Raw genomic sequence first — 24,214 nt, forward strand, 5'->3', positions numbered from 1 at the left:
AATGAAGTTATACGAAATAAACTAGCAAGTCTTCTACTGCTAGTTTTTTAATCTTTGCCCTTGTGGTATAATAAAAAAGAAAAAACTGTTAGAGAAAATGATGGAGGTTATGATGGACAATATCATTGATGTATCTATTCCTGTTGCGGAAGTGGTGGACAAGCATCCAGAAGTTTTGGATATCCTAGTAGAACTTGGTTTCAAGCCTCTTGCAAATCCCTTGATGCGAAATACAGTCGGACGAAAAGTATCGCTCAAACAGGGGTCTAAGCTGGAAGGAACTCCTATGGACAAGATTGTACGCACACTGGAAGCAAATGGTTACGAAGTGATTGGATTAGACTAATGGCAGATGAACGAATTCATGTCCTTCGGGATATTTTATTAGAATTACATAATGGAGCCTCTCCAGAGTCCGTTCAGGAGCGCTTTGATGCAACCTTTACAGGTGTATCTGCTATTGAGATTTCCCTTATGGAGCACGAGTTGATGAACTCGGACTCAGGTGTGACCTTTGAAGACGTCATGGAGCTCTGTGATGTCCATGCCAATCTCTTTAAAAATGCTGTTAAGGGTGTCGAGGTTGAAGATACAGAGCATCCAGGTCATCCCGTGCGTGTCTTTAAGGATGAAAATCTAGCCCTCCGTGCTGCCTTGATTCGTGTTCGTAGACTGTTAGACACATATGAGTCTATGGAAGATGAGGAAATGCTTGCGGAGATGCGTAAGGGTTTGGTTCGCCAGATGGGACTTGTAGGTCAGTTTGACCGTCACTACCAGCGCAAGGAAGAGCTCTTCTTTCCTATTATGGAGCGTTATGGACATGATTCGCCACCAAAAGTCATGTGGGGAGTGGATGACCAAATCAGGGAACTTTTTCAGAAAGCCTTGGCGACAGCCAAGTCCCTACCAGAAGTGTCCATTAGCATTGTAAAGGAAACTTTTGAAGCCTTTGCGACAGAGTTTGAGAGTATGATTTTCAAGGAAGAATCTATCCTTCTCATGATTCTGCTCGAATCCTTTACCCAGGATGACTGGATTCAGATTGCTGAGGAAAGTGATGCTTATGGATATGCTATCATCCGACCTTCTGAAAAATGGGTGCCAGAACGTAAAAGATTTGTTGAGGAAAAGAGTGTAGAAGAACCAACTCAGCCAGAAACTGTAGATGGTCAAGTTCAACAAGTGATTGATACGCCAGAAGGTCAGTTTACTATCACCTTTACACCAAAGGAAAAGGAAACGGTGCTAGATCGCAATAGCCAGCAGGCTTTCGGTAATGGCTATCTGTCAGTTGAACAGGCTAATCTTATTCTCAACCATCTGCCAATGGAAATTACCTTTGTTAATAAGGATGATATTTTCCAGTATTACAATGACAATACGCCAGCAGATGAGATGATTTTCAAGCGGACACCGTCTCAAGTCGGGCGCAATGTTGAGCTATGTCATCCGCCCAAGTACCTTGATAAGGTAAAGACCATTATGAAAGGTCTTCGTGACGGGGTCAAGGACAAGTATGAGATGTGGTTCAAGTCCGAGTCACGAGGTAAGTTTGTCCATATCACCTATGCTGCAGTACACGATGAAAATGGAGAATTTCAAGGTGTATTGGAGTATGTTCAGGATATCCAGCCTTACCGTGAGATTGATACAGACTATTTCCGTGGATTAGAATAAGGAGAAAAAATGAGTTACGAACAAGAATTTATGAAAGAATTTGAAGCCTGGGTCAATACCCAGATCATGATTAATGATATGGCGCTCAAGGAAAGCCAAAAAGTCTATGAAGAAGACCAAGATGAGCGTGCTAAAGATGCCATGATTCGCTATGAAAGCCGCTTGGATGCCTACCAGTTCTTGCTAGGAAAATTTGAAAATTTCAAGGCAGGCAAGGATTTCCATGATTTGCCAGAAGGTTTATTTGGTGAGAGACATTATTAAGAGCTATAAAAAAAGTGTGGTCTATAAACCGCACTTTTTACATATGATGGGTATGCTTGGTAATCCATTGTTCTGTTTTTATTTTTAACCAAAATGAATAGATTCCAAGAGTGATAATCGTCAGTAAGAACCATTTGATCCAACTTCCAAATAACTGGGCGCCAGTTCCATCAAAATATAATCGTTGACCATCGATGACAGTATGTCGGACTTTCCAATCTTGCATAAAACAAATGGCCCAAGGTGTGGCAATTCCTAGAGTTAAGGCGATGATGAAAAAAGCGACAATTGAGTGTCCGATAAAGCTGAGTAATCCCCGTCAAAATAACTTTATTTGTTCATATAGAGTCTCCTTAGAATTTTATGGATAAGTAAATCATTACTTTGAGGTGTTGTACCATAGGAGGAGATAGGAGTCAATATTTCTTGAAATGAGGTACATATAGTTCAAACGAAAATAGCATTCACGATTTGTCCTACTTATCTTTTTGTGTTACAATGTTAGCATGAAAACGAAAAATATTATTAAAACAGGTTTAGTCGTGGTAGGGCTTGGAGCTCTTGCCTTTGGTGCTAAGAAAGTCGCTGATGATCACAAACTCATGAAGAACCAGGAAGAGTTGACAGCTATTGTGCGAGACTACTTTTCAGAAATGGGTGAGATTGGAACTCTCTATGTCCAAGTGTACGAAAGTAGCTTAGAACGTCTTGTTGGTGGTGTTATTTTTGAAGATGGTCGTCACTATACCTTTGTCTACGAAGATGAAGATCTCATCTACGAGGAGGAAGTCTTATGATTTCTCCTAAGAGTATAGAAGAATTAGCAAATCTAGTAGAACAGGATGGCAAGAAGGTCCTCCTTTTTGTTGCGGATTGGTGTGGCGATTGTCGCTATATCTATCCAGCTCTGCCAGAGATTGAAGAGACCAATCCAGAGTTTACCTTTATACGAGTAGACCGAGATGAGTACATGGAACTTGCAAAACTATGGGATGTATACGGGATTCCAAGTCTAATTGTCTTAGATAAGGACAAGGAGATTGGACGCTTTGTTAATCGTGACCGTAAAACCAAGGCACAAATAAACGACTTTTTAGCAGGATTAAAGTAGGAGAAAAGAAAGAATGATTTTTACATATAACAAAGAACATGTCGGTGATGTCCTTATGGTCATCGTGAAAAACAGTGGCGATGCCAAACTAGATGTTGAGCGTAAAGGCAATGTGGCACGTGTTTTCCTAAAGGAAACTGGTGAAACTGTTGCTTGGAACATTTTTGAAGTTTCTAGCTTATTCGAAATTGAGGAACGTGGCCAAATATTTTTGACAGACGAGCAAGTAGCACGTTTGAATCAAGAATTGCAGGCTCAAGGATTTGCTGAGGAAATCATCAATGACAAGGAACCCAAATTTGTCGTTGGTGAAATTGTAGAAATGGTTGCGCATCCAGATAGTGACCACCTCAATATCTGCCAAGTGGCAGTTGCGAGTGATAAGACAGTGCAAATTGTTGCAGGAGCTCCTAATGCGCGTGTCGGTTTAAAAACCATTGTTGCTCTTCCAGGAGCTATGATGCCAAAAGGGAATCTCATTTTCCCAGGGGAACTTCGTGGTGAAAAGAGTTTTGGGATGATGTGCAGTCCTCGTGAACTTGCCTTACCAAATGCTCCACAAAAACGTGGGATCATTGAATTGTCAGAAGACCAAGTTGTCGGAACACCATTTGACCCATCAAAACACTGGACAGCTTAAATTTGTTAAGTTAGATAGGAGAAAGTAAGATGGCAAAAAATGTTGTGATAACAGGTGCAACATCAGGTATTGGTGAAGCTATTGCGCGTGCCTATCTAGAAAAAGGTGAAAATATCGTTCTTACAGGGCGTCGAACAGAAAGACTTGAAGCTCTCAAAACTGAGTTCGCAGAAGCCTTTCCAAATCAAAAAGTTTGGATCTTTCCTTTAGATGTTACGGATATGAGCATGGTTAAGACTGTCTGTTCAGATATTCTAAAAACTGTGGGTCAGATTGATATATTGGTCAATAACGCTGGACTTGCTTTAGGTTTAGCTCCTTATCAGGATTATGAAGAGTTGGATATGCTGACCATGCTGGATACCAATGTCAAGGGTTTGATGGCAGTCACTCGTTGCCTCTTGCCTTCTATGGTGACTGCAAATCAAGGCCATATCATTAATATGGGTTCAACCGCAGGTATTTACGCCTACGCTGGTGCAGCAGTCTATTCAGCAACCAAGGCAGCTGTCAAAACTTTTTCAGATGGGATTCGGATTGACACCATAGCTACAGATATCAAGGTGACGACTATTCAGCCTGGTATTGTAGAGACTGACTTTTCTAAGGTCCGTTTCCATGGAGATGAGGCACGGGCTGCAACGGTCTATCAGGGACTCGAAGCCTTGCAGGCGCAAGATATCGCAGATGCTGTTGTCTATGTAACCAGTCAACCACGACGTGTACAAATCACAGATATGACCATCATGGCCAATCAACAAGCAACTGGATTTATGATTCACAGAGACTAACATTATTTTAAAAAAGTTACAAATTTTGTAACTTTTTTTGATTTCCTTCGAATAGATAAGTAGGAGGATGAAAAAATGTTTAATAAAATTATTCTTATTGGAAGAATTGTGGCAACACCAGAATTGCACAAAACCAACAATGACAAGTCCGTTGCACGAGCAACGATTGCAGTGAATCGCCGTTATAAAGATCAAAACGGAGAACGTGAAGCAGACTTCATCAATATTGTAGTCTGGGGCAAGCTTGCTGAAACCTTGGCAAGTTATGGTAGCAAAGGCAGTCTCATTTCTGTGGATGGGGAACTACGTACCCGTCGCTTCGAGAAAAATGGACAGACCAACTATGTAACAGAAGTTCTCTGTACGGGCTTCCAACTCTTAGAAAGTCGTGCCCAACGTGCTATGCGTGAAAATAATGCAGGTCAAGACTTGGCAGATTTGGTCTTGGAAGAAGAGGAACTTCCATTTTAATATCAATCAAATAGAAGAGCTGGTTCACCTATAGACCGGCTTTTTTCTATTGTTTTTATGGTATTGTTCGGAAATTACTTTTTAAGATGGGTCGAATAAATGCACTTGTACAATAAAATCAAGCACTTTTTTTGAAAAAGTAGTAGAATAAAGTAATATATATTCAAAATTTTCAGAAAAGGAATGAAATTTGAAGAAAAATAAAGAGAAAATAGAATTGTTGAAATGGCTGATAAAGCGTCTATTACTACTGATTCCAGTGGTCTGTGTTCTCTTATGGGTTTTCGGCCGTTGTCAAACAAGTGGCATCAAGGATCAGACTAAAATTGGTGTCACCTATATGACCATGAACAATGGGTTCTATAAAAGTATTCATTCGGAAATTAGTCGAATTGCCGATGAAAGAGGAGCTCTTGTTTACGTCCGAGATCCAGAATTGGACGAAGAAAGACAGAGCCAACAGATTGATGATTTTTGTGCTCAAAAAGTTGATATGATAGTGATCAATCCGGTCAAGGGGGATAGCCAGTCAATTTTAACTGCTCTTGAAAAAGCTAGAAAACAAGGAATTAAAATCATTGCGGTCGATACCCAACTGAAGAATTTTAAGCCAGATGCAAGTATTGTATCCGATAACTACCAAGCGGGAGTATTGATTGCTAAAGAGTTGATGAAACGTTCTTCTAGTGCTCGGGTCCTCCTTTTGGAACATAAGGGGACTGTTTCAGCAGATACGAGGATTCAAGGCTTTAAAGATACTATAGAGGGGCACAGTTCTTATCAGATTGTTTCGGAACTGGAAACCAAGGGGCAGACGGAGATTGCTATGCCGGCTGTCCAAAACTTCTTACAGTTAGGGGTTGAAATTGATACCTTGGTTGCCTTAAATGACCGCTCAGCTATAGGAGCTCTGGCTGCAATTAAGGAGCAAGGAATAACTTACCCCATTGCGATTTATGGAATCGATGGTTCACCAGATATGAAATCTTTGTTGCACTCGACGGATGATGTTGTGGGAACCGTTGCTCAGTCTCCTTTGAAGATGGGAGACCGCGTGATGGAGGTCATTCAAGATATTGCTGAAGGGAAGAGCTATAACAAAGAGGTGAGCATTCCAGTTGAAATGATGACAAAGGAAAACATTGATCAGTTTGATGTGAATGGGTGGCAGTAATGAGAAAGTTTAGAGGTGTTCGATACAGTTTAGCCATTCTTATGGTCGTCAATTTTATCGCTGTTATGCTAAACAGTATCATCTATCTTCAAGCAACCAACTATATCATAGCTCAACGCCAAGCCTCTCTATTATTAGAGCGTCTAGAGCGTATTCCCTTTGCTCCATCTACGACTTTTTGGTTGTCTGCAGTTTTGTTTGCTGGGATTGCTTTGATATCGATGAGTCGATATCGGCCTCAAACGAGTCGATGGTCTATTTTTGATAAGAGGAATATTCTGGAGATTCTCCTGATGCTGCTTCTGATGTGGGTTCAAAATGTAGCTTATAACGGGCTCATTCTCTTGGTTTTTGCGGATATCTTCTATGGTTCCAAAGAGTTGAATACCAAGAGAGATCGGAAGTATTGGTTTGCCTTTATCCTAGTGAGCTTCTTGATGCTCCTTGTGACAAATTCAGATGTCTTTTCTCTTTTCTTCCCGATTCCGTCCTTAGATGTCTATATTCATTTTTATCCTGAATCTATCCGCATTCTGGCCTTTTTCTTAAAGAATTCCCTTTATGCCTCAAATATGGTACTCTTCATTATTTCACTTTTGTTTTATATTATGAACGTCCTTGCGGAAAATCACGAAGTAGAGGAAGAATTGGCTATGGTGTCCAAGGTTAATACGGAGTTGAACAATTATATGGCCTTGTCTGAGAAGATTGCAGAGGATCGGGAGCGTAAGCGGATTGCTCGTGAGATTCATGATACTTTGGGGCACGCACTAACAGGCATCTCAGCAGGTTTAGATGCTGTTGGGGTCTTGATCGATATCGATCCAAATCGGGCAAAAGAGCAGGTGAAAAACGTATCAGAAGTGGTCCGTGAAGGAATCCAAGATGTGAGAGGTTCTCTTAATCGTCTTCGTCCGGGAGCCCTTGAGGGACGAACTCTCAAAGATGCTTTAGAAAAGACCATCCGCGAGTATCAAATTCTTTCCAACTTACAAGTTGATCTAAACTATGAATGGGTAGATGTCGATATGGATGTCATGATTGAAGATACGATCTTTCGTGTGATTCAAGAGTCTATGACCAATGCGGTTCGCCACGGTCACGCCAGCCAACTAAAACTCCATTTTTTTGAGGATAAAGAGAATTATTTGATCGCTTTGCAAGATAATGGAGTTGGGTTTGAAACCTTAACTTATGGTTATGGACTCAAACAGATGATGGAGCGTATTTCAATTCTAGGAGGCCAGCTTCAATTTGAAAGTCGCGATGGATTTTTCACACGTGTCAGTTTACCAAAATATAAAGAAGGGAGATAAGATATGGTGATAAAAGTAATGGTGGCAGATGACCAAGCCTTGATTCGAGAATCTTTGAAAATTATTTTGTCGGCTCACTCCGACATCGAAGTGGTAGCTACAGTGGAAGATGGGAATCATGTCTTGTCCAGCATTCCACAGACGCATCCGGATCTGATCCTTATGGATATTCGGATGCCAGGCATGGATGGGGTTTTGGCTACAAAAGAAGTAAAAGAACACTATCCGGATATCAAAATTATTATTTTAACAACTTTTGACGATGATGAATTTATCTATAGTGCACTCAAGTATGGTGCTTCAGGATATCTCTTAAAGGGAGCCTCGACAGAAGAGCTCTATGAGGCTATTAAGGTGGTGCATCAGGGTGGAGCTATGATCAACCCCAATATCGCAAGCAAGGTCTTTCAGATCTTCTCTCAAATGGCCAAATCGAATTTCTCTATTGCTGTGGATGAGGACAACGTCAAGGATTTGAGCACGACAGAATGGCGAATTATTCAAGAAGTAGGCTATGGCGAGTCAAACAAAGAAATTGCTGCAAAACTCTTCTTATCAGAAGGAACTGTGCGCAATTACTTATCAACGATTTTGGCGAAATTAAACCTAAGAGATCGAACGCAATTAGCAATTTGGTCAGTTCAAACAGGAGTGACTAGACGCGATTTTTCAAAAGGAAATACGGAATGAAATTAAACCGAAAGCATCTTTGTTGGGGAATCGTTCTCCTTTTTGTGGTCTCTGTGAGTACTAGTTTTTATTGGTGGAAACAACAACCGATCGTGCTCCATATAGGAGTTTATGCAGGATCTAGTTGGGATGTACCGACCAGTCAACGCTCCCATGCTTTGGATCTTGCGATTCAAAAATTTGAAAAGTCCCATCCTAATGTCCGTGTGGAATATGAAAATGGGATTCCACAGTCGGATTATTCAGACTGGCTCTCAGAAAAGATTGTTTCAGGAAAGACGCCGGATGTGTTTATGGTCTCTGAGCAAGATCTGTCCTTATTGGCGGCGCGTGGCGTTCTAGAAAAGTTAAATGGCTATATGAATCAAGAAGACCAAGCTGCTTTTTATCCTGTTGCATTTGAATCAGGTGTCTATCAGGGGCAATCCTATGCATTACCTTATGAAAGTAATCCTATTTTGATGTGTGTCAATAAAGATTTGCTGGACAAAGAAGGCATAGAGGTTCCCAAGGAAGGTTGGAGCTTGGAAGAGTTCTATACAATTTGTAAAAAACTAACCAAAGATACCAATGGAGATGGTCAATTGGATCAGTTTGGGAGTACAGAATATACCTGGAAAGAAGCTTTGGCAGCAAATGGGGGTAGTCTCTTTCAAGGAGGGATGCTCAAACTTACGGCTCCAGAAGTCAAAGAGTCTTTGACTTTTTTACAAAAATTGGAAGAGCTGAATAAGAACTATAAGGTAAGTTCCAAAGATTTTGACCAGGGGAAAGTCGCTTTTTATCCCATGACTTTGGCTCAATATAGAACCTATAAACCTTATCCTTACCATGTTTCAAAATATTCAAACTTCACCTGGACCTGTATCCCTATGCCTGCTAAGTCAAAAACTACCAAGGCGACTTTGGTTACGACGACTTCTTTTGCTATGTCTGCTCGGACTCCTCATTCCAAGTTAGCTTGGGAATTGATGCAATTGTTGACAGAAGATCCAGAAATTCAACAACTCCTCTTTGCTCAATCTCAAGGGATTTCCGTTATGCCACAGGTGGTCCAAAGTCAATCTAGTAAAGATCTTCTACAGGTAGATGATTTTGGCACGGATTCCTTGACCAATCAGACCTTGAACCGTATCATGGAACAAGCTGTTGAAAGTAGTCCCAAGAATGTCTCTAAAGAAATGTTGGAAAAGCTAGACTACTTGATTGGCAATGCTTTGCGCGATCAAGATGTCGAGAACCGCTTGCCTCAAATTCAGAGGGAAATTGAAAGTAGTCTTCAGGTAGGAGTTTAAAGAAAAATAAGATGACATTGTGTCAAGTGACAGATGTCATTTTTTTGTTGCTAAATGTCATGTTTATCATGTGACATTTGACAATATAAAAGCGCTTCCAAATATTCTACAATAGAGTCAAATAAAGGAGGCGTAGTAAAATGAAATACCTCATTTTAGTCAGTCATGGTGGATTGGCAGAAGGACTAAAAACATCGCTAGCTATGTTTGCTGGTGACAAGATGAATCAGGTCATCGCAGTTGGACTTAAAGAAGGAAAATCGGTCGATGACTTTGCAGTTGATTTTAGAGAGAGCATCTCAGAATTGACAGCAGATGATTCTGTGCTGGTCTTGGCAGACATTGTAGGTGGTAGTCCATTAACCACGGCAGCCACTGTCCTAGAAGAAGCTGGAAAGCTAGATGGAGCTTTGATCCTTGGTGGGATGAACCTCACCATGGCCTTGACAGCAGTTGTGATGAAGGATGTGTTGGATGGAGACGATTTGTCAGCAACTATCTTATCAGAAGCAAAATCTGCACTACAACCTTTTGAAGTTTCAGCCACTAGTGCTGAAGAAGATGATGACGATATTTAATAGGGAGGTACCTTATGGTAGTAACATTTGTACGGATTGATGACCGCATGATTCACGGTCAAACAGTCACACGCTGGGCAAAAGAAAAACCATGTGATGGTTTGATTGCTGTAAACGATGCAGCAGCATCAAACAAGGTTTTGATCCAAGCTTACAAAGGCGCATCAGACAAGAAAACCTTTGTATGGACAAAAGAAGCCTTTAAAGAAAAGTCAGCAAAAGTAACGGAATCTGACAGTCGGTACTTCTTGATTACCAAAAACCCAATCGATATGAAGGAAATTTTGGTGGATCAAGGTTTTGTCCCAGGAGATGTTAAAGAAATCATCGTTGGCCCTGCAAATGATAGACCTGGTGCAGTGAAATTGGGCAATAACCAATCCATCACCCAAGAAGAAGCAGAAGCCTTTCAGGCAATTCAGGCAGCAGGTTACAAGGTTAAATTCCAATTGTTGCCGGATGTCTCAATTGGTTATTGGGACGATTTCAAATCTAAATTTGGTTTTTAAACCTAACAGTTTTATTAGTTAGGTAAATAAATTTACAAACAAAAGGAGCGTTTGTTATGACAATTTCATGGATTCAAGCAATCTTGCTTGCTGTTTTCGCCAGCTTGTCTTCAATGCCAGGTATGGGAGGTTCCAGTATCGGGAACTATACACTCGGTCGTCCCTTGATCGGTGGGTTGATTTCAGGTTTAATTCTTGGAGATGTGACAACTGGTATTATGGTCGGGGTTGCCCTTCAAGTCGTTTATATCGCCTTGGTAACACCTGGTGGAACTGTATCTGCCGATGTTCGTGCCATCTCTTATATCGGTGTTCCTCTTGCTATCTTGTTTGTGCATGCAAATCACATCACAGACGAAGCTGGAATTGCCGCAGCTGCAGCCCCAATCGGTGCAGCCGTTGGGACAATCGGTACTGTTCTTTTCTACGGTACAGCTACAATGAACTTGCTTTGGCAACACATTGGTTGGAAAGCCGTTGAAGAAGGAAACTTCAAAAAACTCTACGCAGTTGACTGGGTTTATCCTTGGATCTCTCACTTCCTCTTCTCTTTCCTTCCAACTATGATTATCACCAAATATGGTGAAAACATGGTTGATTTGATGAAACTTTACCTTCCTATGGATGGTTTCTGGATGAAAGCTCTCTTTACAGTCGGAGCTCTTCTCCCATGTGTCGGTATTGCTATCTTGTTGAAACAAATTGTTACAAAAGCAACTGACTTCATTCCATTCTTTGTTGGATTTACCTTGGCTAAATCTCTCGGCTTGAACTTGGTAGCTAGTGCGGTTGTTTCATTGATCTTTGCAGTAATCTACTATGAACTTGAAGTAATCAAATCTATGAAAGCTGCTCCAGCTGGGGTTGTTTACGTAGACGATGATGAGGAGGATATTTAAAATGGCTGATAGAAAGAAAATTTCAAAGAAAACATTAGCAAAAGCATTTCATCATTGGTATTATGGTCATTTGACTTGTTTCTCTCAAGAACACATGCAAACCTTTGGGTACTTGACTTCTATGCTTCCAATCGTAGAAGAAATGTATGATACAAAAGAAGAACAAAAAGATGCTATGCAAACCTATACTGCCTTCTTCAATACTGAACCACAACTTGGCTCTCTCGTTGTAGGGATTACAGCTGGTTTGGAAGAAGCGCGTGCAAACGGAGATGCAGTGGATGGTGAAACAATCAATGGTATGCGTGCCGGTTTGATGGGGCCAATCGCTGGTATCGGTGACTCTTTGGTCGTTGGGACCTTGATTCCAGTTCTTTTGGGGATTGCCCTTGGTCTCTCTAAAGGTGGTAACATCGCTGGTGCTATCTTCTACATCGTCGTATGGAACCTCTTAGTATACTTTGGTATGCGCTTTGCCTTCTTTAAAGGGTATCAATTAGGGGATAAAGCCGTTGAATTCCTAGTAGGACCAAAAGGACAAGCACTTCGTAAAGCAATCAGCGTTGTCGGCGGTATGGTTATCGGTGCGGTAGCAGCAACTTGGGTATCTGTTACAACAGCTCTTCAATTCGAGAATTCTGAAGGAAAAGTCTTCTTAAATATCCAAGAAAAGATTGATGGTGTTTATCCAGGTCTCTTGACAGCAACTTTCATCACTATTTGTTGGTGGTTAATGTCTAAGAAAAAAGTTTCACCAAACAAAGTTATGTTGCTTTTAGTTGTTGTCGCTTTGGTCGGTGTTGCTCTAGGTATCTTTGACCCACATCTTAATTACTAAGGTCAAGAAAAGCACATATTTACTAGTAGAAAATTTTGAGAATGAAGTAGACTAACCTCCTTCTCTTCCCCTTCATTCTCAATTTTTGTAAGGAGGATCCTCATGGTTACAAAACAAGAACTTGTTAATGGATATGAAACAGAAATTAAGTATCAACGTCACATGATTGAAAATCTTGGCCGTTGGTTTAGCTTACTCTTTATCATTGCCAGTGTAGGTATGGTCTTGATTTATCTCTTTCATAAAAGCTTCCTCCCAATCTTAATTTTCGGAATTTTACTTGCCTTAGTTGGAATATTGGGAATGGTGGTTTTTGGATATGGTATCTATCGAGGACGGATCAATCTCCAAAAAGTCGTCGATGATTTTAATCGAAAGTTAATAATTCTAAAGTGATCTTTAAGGAACATCTCATTCATTTTGAGGTGTTTTTTTCTTGACTATTTCTGACTAAGTGATACAATAGAACTATGGTTTAGCACTCATTCGTAAAGAGTGCTAACAATATGATTATGTTATGGAGGAAAACAGATGTTGAAACCATTAGGGGACCGTGTGGTCTTGAAAATTGAAGAGAAAGAACAAACAGTCGGAGGCTTTGTCCTCGCAAAATCAGCCCAAGAAGAAACGAAAACAGCTACAGTAGTGGCTACTGGACAAGGTGTTCGCACCTTGAGCGGTGAACTAGTCGCTCCAAGTGTAAAAGTTGGAGATCAAGTTTTAGTCGAAGCTCATGCAGGTATCGAGGTCAAAGATGGTGACGAAAAATATGTCATCGTGGGTGAAGCTAACATCTTAGCAATCGTGGAAGAATAAGAGGAGGAAATAAGTATGTCAAAAGAGATTAAATTTTCATCTGATGCGCGCTCAGCTATGGTCCGTGGTGTTGATATCCTAGCTGATACAGTTAAAGTAACCTTGGGGCCTAAAGGACGTAACGTAGTTCTTGAAAAATCATTCGGTTCACCATTGATTACCAATGATGGTGTAACAATCGCTAAAGAAATCGAACTAGAAGACCATTTTGAAAATATGGGTGCCAAATTGGTGTCAGAAGTGGCTTCTAAAACCAATGATATCGCTGGTGACGGGACAACTACTGCAACAGTTTTGACCCAAGCTATTGTTCGTGAAGGAATCAAAAACGTTACGGCTGGCGCAAACCCAATCGGTATCCGTCGTGGAATTGAAGCAGCGGTTTCTTCAGCTGTAGAAGCCTTGAAGAACAATGCTATTCCTGTTGCTAATAAAGAAGCAATCGCCCAAGTAGCTGCCGTATCCTCTCGCTCTGAAAAAGTTGGTGAATACATCTCTGAAGCCATGGAAAAAGTTGGTAAAGATGGAGTTATCACTATTGAAGAATCACGTGGTATGGAAACAGAGCTTGAAGTTGTAGAAGGAATGCAATTTGACCGTGGTTATCTATCACAGTACATGGTCACTGACAATGAAAAAATGGTTGCAGACCTTGAAAATCCATACATCTTAATCACTGACAAGAAAATCTCAAATATCCAAGAAATCTTGCCACTACTAGAAAGCATCCTTCAAAGCAGTCGTCCCCTCTTGATTATTGCTGATGACGTTGACGGTGAAGCTCTTCCAACTCTTGTTTTGAACAAGATCCGTGGAACCTTCAACGTCGTTGCTGTTAAGGCGCCTGGATTTGGTGACCGTCGTAAGGCTATGCTGGAAGATATCGCGATTTTGACAGGTGGTACAGTCATTACAGAAGATCTTGGTCTTGAGTTGAAAGATGCTACCATTGAAGCGCTTGGTCAAGCAGCTAAAGTGTCTGTTGATAAAGATAGTACAGTCATTGTAGAAGGTGCAGGTAATCCTGAAGCAATTGCTAACCGTGTTGCTGTCATCAAATCACAAATTGAAACAACAACTTCAGAATTTGACCGTGAAAAACTCCAAGAACGCTTGGCTAAATTGTCAGGTGGAGTTGCTGTTATCAAGGTCGGTGCTGCAACAGAGACAGAATTGAAAGAAATGAAACTCCGCATCGAAGACGCCCTCAATGCGACTCGCGCAGCTGTTGAAGAAGGAATCGTTGCAGGTGGTGGTACTGCCCTTGTTAATGTTATCTCTGCTGTTGCTGCCTTGGAGTTAGAAGGTGATGAAGCAACAGGACGTAACATTGTTCTTCGTGCCTTGGAAGAACCTGTACGTCAAATCGCCTACAATGCAGGTTATGAAGGTTCAATCGTAATTGATCGTTTGAAGAATGCAGAAGCTGGTACAGGCTTCAACGCTGCAACAGGTGAATGGGTCAACATGATTGAAGCAGGGATTATCGATCCTGTTAAGGTTAGCCGTTCAGCCCTTCAGAACGCAGCTTCAGTAGCAAGCTTGATTCTAACAACAGAAGCAGTCGTAGCTAACAAACCAGAACCCGCTGCACCAGCGCCAGCTATGGATCCATCAATGATGGGTGGCTACTAAGAAATAAATAAAAACAGGTAGAATGAAAGATTTCTACCTGTTTCTTTTGAATTACTCAAAAAGAGGAAGCTCAGCCTCCTCTTTTTACATCTATTTAATTATGGTTTGATAACTTCAGCTCCACCCATGTATGGACGAAGAACTTCTGGAATGGTCACAGAACCATCTTCGTTTTGATAGTTTTCAAGGATAGCAGCGACTGTACGTCCAACAGCAAGTCCAGAACCATTCAAAGTATGAAGAAGTTTAACCTTACCATCGGCTTCATCACGGTAACGGATTTGGGCACGACGAGCTTGGAAATCTTCTGTATTTGAACAGCTTGAGATTTCACGATAAGTATTTTGCGCAGGAATCCATACTTCCAAGTCATAAGTCTTAGCAGCAGAGAAGCCCATGTCTCCTGTAGAAAGAGCAACTACGCGATATGGAAGGTTGAGTTTTTGAAGGATGTTTTCAGCGTTGGCTGTCATCTTTTCCAATTCTTCGTATGACTCTTCTGGTTTAGCAAATTTCACCATTTCTACCTTGTGGAATTGGTGCAAACGAATCAAACCGCGAGTATCGCGACCAGCTGAACCAGCTTCAGAACGGAATGATGGACTCATAGCAGTAAAGTAGATTGGCAAGTCTTTCCCGTCAAGAATTTCATCACGATAGTAGTTAGTCAAAGGAACTTCAGCTGTAGGAATGAGGACATAGTTCGTATCTTTCAATTCAAACGTATCTTCTTTGAATTTTGGATATTGACCAGTACCAAACATAGAATCATGGTTGACCATGTAAGGTGTGATGACTTCAGTGTAACCTTCTTTTCCATGCTCATCCAACATGAAGTTGTAGATAGCACGTTCCAAACGAGCCCCAAGTCCTTTATAGAAGAGGAAGCGCGCTCCAGTTACCTTTCCACCACGTTCCCAGTCAAGAATACCAAGATCTTCACCTAGATCCCAGTGAGCTTTTGGTTCAAAGTCGAACTCGCGAGGAGTTCCCCAACGGCGAACTTCGACGTTATCGTCTTCATCAGCACCAATAGGAACGCTATCAGCTGGAATGTTTGGAAGAGTAGTGGTAAATTCTGTTAATTTAGCATCGATTTCTGCCAATTCAGCATCAAGAGCTTTTACTTCGGCAGAGAGGGTTTGCATAGCTGCAATCTTGTCGTCTGCATTTTCCTTGTTACGTTTAGCTTGTGCAATCTCAGCAGAAACTGTGTTACGTTCAGCCTTGAGGGTTTCAACCTTAACCAGGATGTCACGTCGTTTGGCATCGATTTCTTTCATCTCGTTCAAGATAGCAGCATCTACACCACGTGTAGCTAGTTTTTCTGCGACAGCATCAAAGTCTGTACGAATACGTTTGATATCTAACATATAAACTCCTTTATGAAAAAAGCACACCTGACAAAGCGTTGGAGTGGCAGGGCCACGGTTCCATCCAACTTCACAGGTGTGCACTTGATTCCGTATTTGATTTAAAACAACGGTAGAATTTCAATTAAATCTTCTATCTGCTCGCAGCACCCGCAGACTTTCTGAAAGAAGGAAGTAACCTACTTATCCGTTTCTATGATTATACTAAACTTTCTATTTTTTTGCAAATAGATTTTTAATTTTTCGACCAATGATTTGGACTAAGGTAGGAAGTTTGACTACCTTGTCATTTCCCAATTTTTCACGAGCAATCTTAAGAATTTTTCCAGAGTCTTTTGAGGCGAAGAGAAATTTTCCTTGATCTGTAAAGACTTCAAAATGACGACTAACCTTGCGGCCTGAAACATTGGCTCCGATTTGATTAATGCTGGACCATGGGATTTGAATATAGTCCTCGACATTACGATCTGAGTAAAATTCTAGGGCATGATCTCCGACCAGAAATTTTCCAACCTTTCCTGTAATGGAGAGATAGGAGGTTCCAGTTGTTTGCAAGTCGACGACCTTATTGAGGGATTGTGCCATGTTTAGTCTTCCTTATTTTCACCGAAAAATGATTGGTAGAGAGCTTTAAGAGCGGCTTTTTCTTGGTCTTTGTGGACAACAAACATGATAGAAACTTCACTAGAACCTTGTGACATCATTTGGATGTTGATGTTGTTTTCAGATAAGGCACGAGTGGCTGTAGCAGTTACCCCGATATGACGCTTCATTTTTTCCCCAACAATCATAATGATAGAGAGGTCGTGTTCGATTTCAGCGTGGTCTACCTCTGCTTTTTGGACTAATTGACGAAGGATTTCTTCTTCCTTGATCGGAGTCAATTCTCGTGAACGTAAGATGATAGACAGGTCATCGATACCAGTTGGCATGTGCTCCCAACCAATATTAAGGTCCTCAAGGATCTGAAGAACTTTACGACCAAAACCGATTTCGCGGTTCATCAGATATTTAGACATATTAATGCTGACAAAGCCAGAATCACCAGCGATCCCAACAACTGGGAATTTGTCGCTGCTATGTTGTAGCACAATGCGAGTACCTGGGTGGTCTGGATTGTTGGTATTTTTAATGACAAGAGGAATTTTCCCACGGTAGGCTGGTAGAAGTGCTTCATCGTGTAGTACAGAGAATCCAGCATAGGCCAATTCACGCATTTCACGGTAGGTCAATTCAGGGATAGAGTGTGGCTTATGGATAATACCAGGGTGGGCTGCAAAGATTCCATCTACATCAGTAAAGTTTTCATAGAGGTCAGCCTTGACACCGGCAGCAATGATGGAACCAGTGATGTCTGAACCCCCACGTGAGAAGGTACAAATTTGGTCTTCTTTCGTAACACCGAAGAAACCAGGGATAACAAGAACTTCTGAACTATTATTGAGTTCTTCAATTTTGTCATAACTTGAAGGGATGATACGAGCATTTCCAGGCTCACTAGTAACTACAATTCCAGCTTCTCTTGGATGGACATAACGTGCTTCCAAGCCATTTTGGTTAAAGTAGGCTGCAATCAACTTGGCATTGTTATTTTCTCCAGCTGCTAGAAAGGTATCATAGAGAAACTTATTATCTTCAATTGGAAGAGTAGCTAGTGAGCGAATGCTTTTTGAAATTTTATCTAAAACGGCTGGTTTAAGACCTAATTCGCTAACCATAGCAGCATAGCGATCAATAATCCAGTTTTGGCTTTTGCTAATGTCATTTCCAGCTACATAGTCGCGGTAGTATTTAATCAAGGCATCTGTAACCTTAGTGTCTTCAGAATTACGTTTACCAGGGGCAGATACAACCACAAAACGACGTTCTGGGTCACTTTTGACAATATTTAAAACTTTTTCTAACTGACTAGCAGAGGCAAGCGAGCTTCCACCAAATTTAACAACCTTCATAAGAACTCCTAAAGTAAGTATTTTATACGATTATAGCAGAAAGAGGGGCTTTTTTCAATCTGGAAAATGTCCTATATAATTGTTTGAATGTCTCATCAGGAAAGCTTATAATGAAGGTGTAGGGGGAAAGACTTTTCTGATGAAAGGAGTTGGGAAAGATGATTAAAAGAGTGTTTTGTTTAATACTATTCCTCACCTTCGTGATGATTCCTACAAGTATCGGAGCAACTTATCATTCTCTTCCCAGTGGTCGTTTGACCGGAGAAGAATTAGCGATTGAGTATGCTCAGGAAGGTCAGATATCAGTTGAGAGGGCTAAAATTATCTTGTCTATCGGCTTGCCAGATAGTAAGTCAAGGACTTATCGAATTCTCTCTGAAAAGATTATCGTCAATCCTAACTATGAAGCTAGAGTCAAGTTTTACTGTCGAACAGATGAAAGTGGACAATTTAGAGGAATCACGAAACTCTTAGCTGCAAGTCTGGTCAACAAGGACGGGGATAAGGAAGCCCCTTTTACAGGGAATCTTTTTGCCTACCTAGAAGATTCCAATCGTATTTTTTACATGGTTTCAGGAGAATTCTACCATAAAGGATTCAACAAAGAACAGCTCAATCAGAGAGAAGGAGGGCGGATGATTGAAGTTATTTATGATTTCAAAGATGATGCAAGTACTGGTTTTCCTTCATTTTTAGAGAATAAACTAAGCTTTTAAAAATCGGCCGATACACTTTCGGTCGATTTTTCTCTTGTTTTAAAAGCCAGAAAAAGATATAATTTGAAAATAAAATAATTTAATATTCGTTGTAAATTTAAAGGAGTGGTTATGAATCATATTCTCTATCAAGTTCAAGACGATTTAGCGATGATAACTCTGAATCGTCCCGAGGTGGCCAATGGTTTTCATATTCCTATGTGTCAAGAAATTCTAGAAGCATTGGAATTGGCTGAAAAAGATGCTTCGGTTTCGTTTATTCTCATCAATGCTGCTGGCAAAGTCTTCTCTGTTGGGGGCGATCTAGTAGAAATGAAACGTGCTGTCGAAGAGGATGATATTGCCTCCCTCACCCAAATTGCGGAGTTGGTAAATACGATTTCCTATAAGATTAAACAAATTCCTAAACCAGTCATTATGGAGGTGGATGGAGCAGTTGCTGGGGCAGCAGCTAATATGGCCTTGGCAGTTGATTTCTGTATTGCTTCTGACAAAGCTAAATTCATCCAGGCCTTTGTAGGCGTGGGCTTGGCTCCAGACGCGGGAGGTTTATTCTTGCTTACACGATCACTTGGTGCGACTCGGGCAACGCAATTAGCTATGACAGGTGAAGCTTTCACAGCAGAAAAAGCACTGGAAGCTGGAGCTGTCTATCGTCTTTGTGCTAGTGATCAATTAGAAAAGACAAGAGAGCAACTATTGAAGAAGTTGAGACGAGGTTCCTCTAACTCTTATGCTGCTATTAAGAAGTTAGTCTGGGAAAGCGAGTTTAAGCAGTGGCACGAGTACGCACAGCTAGAACTGGAATTGCAAAAATCTCTATCTTATACGGAAGATTTTAAAGAAGGTGTTCGTGCACATTCTGAAAGACGACGTCCAAAATTTATCGGAAAATAAAAAAATACTTGCACAATTCTTTGAAGTTTGATATACTTTTTTTGTCAAATGTTTTGATAGTTAAACTTTTTTGATAAGGGAGGGAAGAGAATTGGACTACCAACGGATCAATGACTATTTAACATCTATTTTTAATAACGTCCTGGTGATTGAGGAAGTAAGTTTGCGAGGTAGTCGTTTCAAGGACATCTCTATCAAGGAAATGCACACGATTGATGTGATTGGTAAGTTTCCAGATGTGACACCAAGTCAAGTGTCCAAAGAGTTGATGGTAACTCTAGGAACAGTGACAACTAGCTTGAACAACTTGGAACGAAAAGGTTACATCGAACGCTTACGTTCAGATCAGGATCGTCGTGTAGTACATCTGCATTTGACCAAGAAAGGTCGACTCGTGCATCGTCTCCATAAACGTTTCCACAAGGCCATGGTCGAGAGAATTATCGAAGGCATGAGCCCAGAGGAAATGGATGTCATGAGTAAAGGTTTGACCAATCTTTATCAATTTTTGGAGGATTTGAAATAATGGCTTTTGCAAAAATAAGCCAGGTTGCTCATTATGTACCAGAGCAGATTATCACAAATGAGGATTTAGCTCAGGTTATGGATACGAGTGATGAATGGATTTCAAGTCGAACTGGGATTAAGGAACGTCGCATATCTAAGACAGAATCAACTGGAGATTTGGCAACGGCAGTTGCAAAACAACTCTTAGAGAAGTCAGGGATTTCTGCTAGAGAGTTGGACTTTATCATTCTAGCTACGATGACACCTGACTCGATGATGCCTTCAACAGCCGCTCGTGTTCAGGCTAAAATCGGCGCTCACAAGGCTTTTGCCTATGACTTAACAGCTGCCTGTAGTGGCTTTATCTTTGCCCTATCAACTGCAGAGAAGTTTATCTCTTCAGGAGCTTATCGTAAGGGTCTAGTTATCGGTAGTGAAACCATGTCAAAAGCTTTAGACTGGTCGGATCGCTCAACAGCTGTCCTATTTGGAGATGGAGCTGGGGGCATCTTGTTAGAAGCAAGCGAAGAGCCACATTTCCTAGCGGAGAGTCTCAATAGCGATGGTTCGCGTAGTGAGTGTTTGACCTTTGGACAGACTGGTTTAACTTCACCATTTTCAAATCAAGAAAAGCCCGATGCTTTCTTGAGAATGGATGGCCGGGCAGTTTTTGATTTTGCGATTCGAGATGTTGCTAAGTCTATAAAACACACCATAGAAGAGAGTCCTCTGTCGGCAGAAGAACTAGACTATCTCTTGCTTCATCAAGCTAATATCCGCATTCTAGATAAGATGGCTAGAAAGATCGGTGTAGATCGTGATAAGCTTCCTGCCAATATGATCAAGTATGGAAATACCAGTGCGGCAAGTATTCCGATCCTACTTTCAGAGTGTGTAGAGGAAGGGCTCATTCGTTTGGATGGTAGCCAAAAAATTCTCTTGTCAGGCTTCGGTGGAGGTTTGACATGGGGCACGCTTATTGTTACAATTTAGGTAATCATGTGGTGAACACATTGTTATAAAAACTATTTATTTAAAAGGAGTCTATCATGGCAGTATTTGAAAAAGTACAAGAAATTATCGTTGAAGAACTTGGAAAAGATGCATCAGAAGTAACACTTGAATCTACTTTTGATGATTTGGATGCAGATTCATTGGACTTGTTCCAAGTAATTTCAGAAATCGAAGACGCTTTTGATATCCAAATCGAAGCTGAAGACAACTTGAAAACAGTTGGTGACTTGGTTGCTTACGTTGAAGAGCAAACAAAATAATTAAAATAAATGAAGAAGGAGTAGGGGGAACCCGCTCCCTCTTGTTTAGGTAATAGTTTGACTGTCAAATTATAATGTAGTCGAACTATTACGTAAGCAAGACATATGGAGGCACTATGAAAACACGTATTACAGAATTATTGAATATTAAATATCCTATCTTCCAAGGTGGAATGGCCTGGGTTGCAGATGGTGACCTTGCTGGAGCTGTTTCAAAAGCAGGTGGTCTAGGTATCATCGGTGGAGGAAATGCTCCTAAAGAAGTAGTTAAGGCCAATATCGATAAGATTAAATCTTTAACAGACAAGCCTTTTGGTGTCAACATTATGCTTCTGTCTCCATTTGTTGATGATATTGTTGACCTCGTCATTGAAGAAGGGGTTAAGGTAGTCACAACTGGCGCAGGAAACCCAAGTAAATACATGGAGCGATTCCATGATGCTGGAATTACCGTTATTCCTGTAGTTCCAAGTGTTGCTTTGGCTAAACGGATGGAAAAAATCGGCGCAGATGCTGTTATTGCAGAAGGTATGGAAGCAGGTGGACACATCGGTAAACTAACAACTATGACCTTGGTTCGTCAAGTTGCAGCTGCTGTTTCTATTCCTGTTATCGCTGCAGGAGGTATTGCAGACGGTGAAGGAGCTGCTGCTGGCTTTATGCTTGGTGCAGAGGCTGTGCAAGTAGGAACTCGTTTTGTAGTTGCTAAAGAATCAAATGCCCATCCTAACTATAAAGCTAAAATTTTAAAAGCTCGTGATATTGATACAACGATTTCAGCACAACATTTTGGACACGCAGTTCGTGCCATTAAAAACAAATTGACTCGTGATTTCGAGCAAGCTGAAAAAGATGCCTTTAAACAAGAAAATCCAGATTTAGAAATTTTTGAGCAAATGGGTGCTGGAGCCTTAGCTAAGGCTGTTGTCCATGGGGATGTGGATGGCGGTTCAGTGATGGCCGGCCAGATTGCAGGTTTGGTATCTAAAGAGGAAACTGTTGAAGAAATCTTAAAAGATATTTACTACGGGGCAGCTGAAAAGATTCAAGCAGAAGCTGCTCGTTGGGCAGGAGTTACAAGAAATGACTAAAACAGCCTTTCTATTTGCAGGTCAAGGAGCCCAGTACCTTGGAATGGGACGTGAGCTATACGATCAATATGCTATCGTCAAGGAAACAATTGACCAAGCTAGCCAAGTATTAGGCTATGACCTCCGTGACTTGATTGATAATGATGAAACAAAGCTACATCAGACTCGTTACACGCAACCAGCTATTTTAGCTACGTCCGTTGCCATTTACCGACTACTAAAGGAGAAAGGTTACAAGCCTGATATGGTGGCAGGTTTGTCTCTTGGAGAATATTCTGCCCTTGTAGCTAGTGGTGCCTTGGATTTTGAAGATGCAGTAGCTCTAGTTGCTAAACGTGGGTCTTATATGGAAGAAGCAGCACCAGCAGGATCAGGGAAAATGGTAGCTGTGCTTAATACACCGGTTGAAGTGATTGAAAAAGCTTGTCAAGAAGCTTCTCAACTTGGTGTTGTAACTCCAGCCAACTACAATACGCCGAGTCAAATTGTTATTGGTGGGGAGGTAGCTGCAGTAGATCGTGCAGTTGAACTTTTGCAAGAAGCAGGAGCAAAACGTTTGATTCCGCTCAATGTTTCTGGACCTTTCCATACAGCTTTATTGGAATCTGCTAGTCAAAAATTAGCTCAAGCCCTGACAGAAGTTGAATTTTCTGACTTTGCTTGTCCACTTGTTGGTAATACAGAAGCAAAAGTCATGGAAAAAGAACGTATTGCAGAACTTTTGACTCGTCAAGTCAAGGAGCCTGTCCGTTTTTATGAAAGTATTGCAGTCATGCAAGAAGCGGGTGTCACTCGTTTTATCGAGATTGGACCTGGTAAAGTCTTGTCAGGATTCGTCAAAAAGATTGATAAAACAGCTCAACTTGCTAATGTGGAAGATCAAGCAAGTTTACTAGCACTCTTAGAAAATTAGACCAAACTGGTAGAAGTTCTGAAAGGAGAAAAATGAAACTAGAACAGAAAAATGTCTTTATTACAGGCTCAAGTCGAGGAATTGGTCTAGCCATTGCTCATAAATTTGCTAGCTTGGGAGCCAACGTTGTCTTGAATAGTCGTGGTGAAATCTCTGAGGAGCTTCTAGCCGAATTTAAACCATACGGGGTGAAGGTTCTTGCTATTTCTGGTGACGTTTCTGATTTTGCGGACGCAAAACGTATGGTAGACCAAGCCATTGAAGAGCTGGGTTCAGTTGATGTCCTCGTTAATAATGCTGGGATTACTCAAGATACTCTCATGCTCAAGATGACAGAAGAAGATTTTGAGAAGGTCTTGAAAGTCAATCTGACAGGGGCTTTCAATATGACACAATCAGTCTTAAAACCGATGATAAAAGCTCGCGAAGGTGCTATCATTAATATGTCTAGTGTTGTCGGTCTGATGGGAAATATCGGTCAAGCCAACTACGCTGCTTCCAAGGCTGGTCTGATTGGATTTACCAAATCAGTAGCACGTGAGGTAGCCAATCGTAATGTGCGTGTCAATGCCATTGCACCAGGAATGATTGAATCAGATATGACTGCAGTCCTATCTGATAAGGTAAAAGATGCTATGTTGGCACAAATTCCGATGAAACAATTTGGTCAAGCTGAGCAAGTGGCAGAGGTCACAGCCTTTCTTGCAAGCCAAGATTATCTAACGGGACAAGTCATTGCAATTGATGGTGGACTTACCATGCAATAAGAGTTAAAATAGAGGTA

The 24,214-nt window shown here is 41.1% G+C and carries 31 protein-coding genes; 27 read left to right on the plus strand and 4 right to left on the minus strand.

Annotation, left to right across the window (positions count from 1 at the left end; genetic code table 11):
• Nucleotides 1–112: 112 nt before the first annotated feature.
• From ADH81_RS05310 to ADH81_RS05320, 3 genes are read left to right on the plus strand one after another with little or no spacing between them, the layout of a single operon-like run.
• A complete protein-coding gene (locus ADH81_RS05310; RefSeq protein ID WP_000368732.1) occupies nt 113–346 on the plus strand; it encodes a DUF1858 domain-containing protein in 234 nt (77 codons plus the stop codon).
• Nucleotides 346–1,680 (plus strand): DUF438 domain-containing protein, encoded by a 1,335-nt coding sequence (locus ADH81_RS05315; RefSeq protein ID WP_049527029.1) that lies wholly within the window; start codon nt 346–348, stop codon nt 1,678–1,680. The genes ADH81_RS05310 and ADH81_RS05315 overlap by 1 nt, the downstream gene beginning before the upstream one ends.
• A 9-nt stretch (nt 1,681–1,689) precedes the next feature.
• Nucleotides 1,690–1,944: a DUF1912 family protein gene (locus tag ADH81_RS05320; RefSeq protein ID WP_049527031.1), complete on the plus strand. Its 255-nt coding sequence runs from the start codon at nt 1,690–1,692 to the stop codon at nt 1,942–1,944.
• 37 nt (nt 1,945–1,981) lie between these two features.
• Here ADH81_RS05320 and ADH81_RS05325 read toward each other — a convergent pair whose 3' ends face one another.
• Complete coding sequence (locus ADH81_RS05325) at nt 1,982–2,245, minus strand: DUF898 family protein (RefSeq protein WP_049527033.1); 264 nt, start codon at nt 2,243–2,245, stop codon at nt 1,982–1,984.
• 205 nt (nt 2,246–2,450) lie between these two features.
• On the opposite strand from ADH81_RS05325, the gene ADH81_RS05330 reads away from it, so the two are divergent.
• The 16 genes from ADH81_RS05330 (at nt 2,451) to groL (ending at nt 14,707) form a co-directional block, all read left to right on the plus strand.
• The gene (locus ADH81_RS05330; protein ID WP_049527035.1) at nt 2,451–2,741 is read left to right on the plus strand and encodes a DUF4651 domain-containing protein; all 291 of its coding nucleotides are present in this window, start codon (nt 2,451–2,453) and stop codon (nt 2,739–2,741) included.
• The gene (locus tag ADH81_RS05335) at nt 2,738–3,055 is read left to right on the plus strand and encodes a thioredoxin family protein (RefSeq protein ID WP_049527036.1); all 318 of its coding nucleotides are present in this window, start codon (nt 2,738–2,740) and stop codon (nt 3,053–3,055) included. Before ADH81_RS05330 ends, ADH81_RS05335 begins: the two co-directional genes overlap by 4 nt.
• Nucleotides 3,056–3,068: 13 nt before the next feature.
• A complete protein-coding gene (ytpR, locus tag ADH81_RS05340) occupies nt 3,069–3,695 on the plus strand; it encodes a YtpR family tRNA-binding protein (RefSeq protein ID WP_049527037.1) in 627 nt (208 codons plus the stop codon).
• 29 nt (nt 3,696–3,724) lie between these two features.
• Nucleotides 3,725–4,486 (plus strand): SDR family NAD(P)-dependent oxidoreductase, encoded by a 762-nt coding sequence (locus ADH81_RS05345; protein WP_049527038.1) that lies wholly within the window; start codon nt 3,725–3,727, stop codon nt 4,484–4,486.
• Nucleotides 4,487–4,561: 75 nt separating this feature from the next.
• Entirely contained in the window at nt 4,562–4,957 is a 396-nt protein-coding gene (locus tag ADH81_RS05350) for a single-stranded DNA-binding protein (RefSeq protein WP_049527040.1), read from the plus strand.
• Nucleotides 4,958–5,147: 190 nt separating this feature from the next.
• Complete coding sequence (locus tag ADH81_RS05355) at nt 5,148–6,131, plus strand: substrate-binding domain-containing protein (protein WP_049527042.1); 984 nt, start codon at nt 5,148–5,150, stop codon at nt 6,129–6,131.
• Nucleotides 6,131–7,447, plus strand: a complete 1,317-nt coding sequence (locus tag ADH81_RS05360) for a sensor histidine kinase (protein ID WP_049527044.1) — start codon at nt 6,131–6,133, stop codon at nt 7,445–7,447. Before ADH81_RS05355 ends, ADH81_RS05360 begins: the two co-directional genes overlap by 1 nt.
• Nucleotides 7,448–7,453: 6 nt before the next feature.
• The gene (locus ADH81_RS05365; protein WP_006147185.1) at nt 7,454–8,137 is read left to right on the plus strand and encodes a response regulator transcription factor; all 684 of its coding nucleotides are present in this window, start codon (nt 7,454–7,456) and stop codon (nt 8,135–8,137) included.
• Nucleotides 8,134–9,432 (plus strand): ABC transporter substrate-binding protein, encoded by a 1,299-nt coding sequence (locus ADH81_RS05370; RefSeq protein WP_049527046.1) that lies wholly within the window; start codon nt 8,134–8,136, stop codon nt 9,430–9,432. The genes ADH81_RS05365 and ADH81_RS05370 overlap by 4 nt, the downstream gene beginning before the upstream one ends.
• Before the next feature lie 140 nt (nt 9,433–9,572).
• Nucleotides 9,573–10,010 (plus strand): PTS sugar transporter subunit IIA, encoded by a 438-nt coding sequence (locus ADH81_RS05375; RefSeq protein ID WP_049527048.1) that lies wholly within the window; start codon nt 9,573–9,575, stop codon nt 10,008–10,010.
• 14 nt (nt 10,011–10,024) lie between these two features.
• Complete coding sequence (locus ADH81_RS05380) at nt 10,025–10,519, plus strand: PTS system mannose/fructose/N-acetylgalactosamine-transporter subunit IIB (RefSeq protein ID WP_000261775.1); 495 nt, start codon at nt 10,025–10,027, stop codon at nt 10,517–10,519.
• Nucleotides 10,520–10,575: 56 nt separating this feature from the next.
• The gene (locus ADH81_RS05385) at nt 10,576–11,418 is read left to right on the plus strand and encodes a PTS mannose/fructose/sorbose/N-acetylgalactosamine transporter subunit IIC (protein ID WP_006151610.1); all 843 of its coding nucleotides are present in this window, start codon (nt 10,576–10,578) and stop codon (nt 11,416–11,418) included.
• Nucleotides 11,402–12,256, plus strand: a complete 855-nt coding sequence (locus ADH81_RS05390) for a PTS system mannose/fructose/sorbose family transporter subunit IID (RefSeq protein ID WP_033586897.1) — start codon at nt 11,402–11,404, stop codon at nt 12,254–12,256. Before ADH81_RS05385 ends, ADH81_RS05390 begins: the two co-directional genes overlap by 17 nt.
• Before the next feature lie 102 nt (nt 12,257–12,358).
• Nucleotides 12,359–12,652: a hypothetical protein gene (locus ADH81_RS05395; RefSeq protein WP_049527052.1), complete on the plus strand. Its 294-nt coding sequence runs from the start codon at nt 12,359–12,361 to the stop codon at nt 12,650–12,652.
• A 135-nt stretch (nt 12,653–12,787) separates the two neighbouring features.
• Complete coding sequence (gene groES / locus ADH81_RS05400; protein WP_049527054.1) at nt 12,788–13,072, plus strand: co-chaperone GroES; 285 nt, start codon at nt 12,788–12,790, stop codon at nt 13,070–13,072.
• 15 nt (nt 13,073–13,087) lie between these two features.
• Nucleotides 13,088–14,707, plus strand: a complete 1,620-nt coding sequence (gene groL / locus ADH81_RS05405) for a chaperonin GroEL (protein ID WP_049527056.1) — start codon at nt 13,088–13,090, stop codon at nt 14,705–14,707.
• Nucleotides 14,708–14,805: 98 nt separating this feature from the next.
• Here the strand turns inward: groL and serS are convergent, their stop codons facing one another.
• The 3 genes from serS to ADH81_RS05420 all read right to left on the minus strand — a co-directional run bounded on the left by serS (nt 14,806) and on the right by ADH81_RS05420 (nt 18,032).
• Nucleotides 14,806–16,080 (minus strand): serine--tRNA ligase, encoded by a 1,275-nt coding sequence (serS, locus tag ADH81_RS05410; RefSeq protein ID WP_000884217.1) that lies wholly within the window; start codon nt 16,078–16,080, stop codon nt 14,806–14,808.
• 213 nt (nt 16,081–16,293) lie between these two features.
• Nucleotides 16,294–16,665 carry a DUF956 family protein gene (locus ADH81_RS05415; protein WP_045763675.1) on the minus strand — a complete coding sequence of 124 codons (372 nt, stop codon included), beginning with the start codon at nt 16,663–16,665 and terminating at the stop codon, nt 16,294–16,296.
• Between the two features lie 2 nt (nt 16,666–16,667).
• Nucleotides 16,668–18,032, minus strand: a complete 1,365-nt coding sequence (locus tag ADH81_RS05420; RefSeq protein WP_049527058.1) for an aspartate kinase — start codon at nt 18,030–18,032, stop codon at nt 16,668–16,670.
• 158 nt (nt 18,033–18,190) lie between these two features.
• Here ADH81_RS05420 and ADH81_RS05425 point away from each other — a divergent pair, with 158 nt between their 5' ends.
• The 8 genes from ADH81_RS05425 (at nt 18,191) to fabG (ending at nt 24,197) form a co-directional block, all read left to right on the plus strand.
• Nucleotides 18,191–18,748, plus strand: coding sequence for a hypothetical protein (locus ADH81_RS05425; RefSeq protein WP_049527060.1), 558 nt, complete (start codon nt 18,191–18,193; stop codon nt 18,746–18,748).
• A gap of 111 nt (nt 18,749–18,859) precedes the next feature.
• Entirely contained in the window at nt 18,860–19,645 is a 786-nt protein-coding gene (locus ADH81_RS05430) for an enoyl-CoA hydratase (protein ID WP_049527062.1), read from the plus strand.
• A 91-nt stretch (nt 19,646–19,736) separates the two neighbouring features.
• The gene (locus ADH81_RS05435) at nt 19,737–20,171 is read left to right on the plus strand and encodes a MarR family winged helix-turn-helix transcriptional regulator (RefSeq protein WP_000386343.1); all 435 of its coding nucleotides are present in this window, start codon (nt 19,737–19,739) and stop codon (nt 20,169–20,171) included.
• Complete coding sequence (locus ADH81_RS05440) at nt 20,171–21,145, plus strand: beta-ketoacyl-ACP synthase III (RefSeq protein WP_049527064.1); 975 nt, start codon at nt 20,171–20,173, stop codon at nt 21,143–21,145. Before ADH81_RS05435 ends, ADH81_RS05440 begins: the two co-directional genes overlap by 1 nt.
• A 56-nt stretch (nt 21,146–21,201) precedes the next feature.
• The gene (locus ADH81_RS05445) at nt 21,202–21,426 is read left to right on the plus strand and encodes an acyl carrier protein (RefSeq protein WP_000257840.1); all 225 of its coding nucleotides are present in this window, start codon (nt 21,202–21,204) and stop codon (nt 21,424–21,426) included.
• Nucleotides 21,427–21,542: 116 nt separating this feature from the next.
• Nucleotides 21,543–22,517, plus strand: coding sequence for an enoyl-[acyl-carrier-protein] reductase FabK (fabK, locus tag ADH81_RS05450; protein ID WP_049527066.1), 975 nt, complete (start codon nt 21,543–21,545; stop codon nt 22,515–22,517).
• The gene (gene fabD / locus ADH81_RS05455) at nt 22,510–23,430 is read left to right on the plus strand and encodes an ACP S-malonyltransferase (protein ID WP_049527068.1); all 921 of its coding nucleotides are present in this window, start codon (nt 22,510–22,512) and stop codon (nt 23,428–23,430) included. The genes fabK and fabD overlap by 8 nt, the downstream gene beginning before the upstream one ends.
• A 32-nt stretch (nt 23,431–23,462) precedes the next feature.
• A complete protein-coding gene (gene fabG, locus ADH81_RS05460; protein ID WP_049527070.1) occupies nt 23,463–24,197 on the plus strand; it encodes a 3-oxoacyl-[acyl-carrier-protein] reductase in 735 nt (244 codons plus the stop codon).
• Nucleotides 24,198–24,214 lie beyond the last annotated feature (17 nt).

Origin of the sequence: Streptococcus pseudopneumoniae (assembly GCF_001072925.1) — a bacterium.
Classification (GTDB): domain Bacteria; phylum Bacillota; class Bacilli; order Lactobacillales; family Streptococcaceae; genus Streptococcus; species Streptococcus pseudopneumoniae_Q.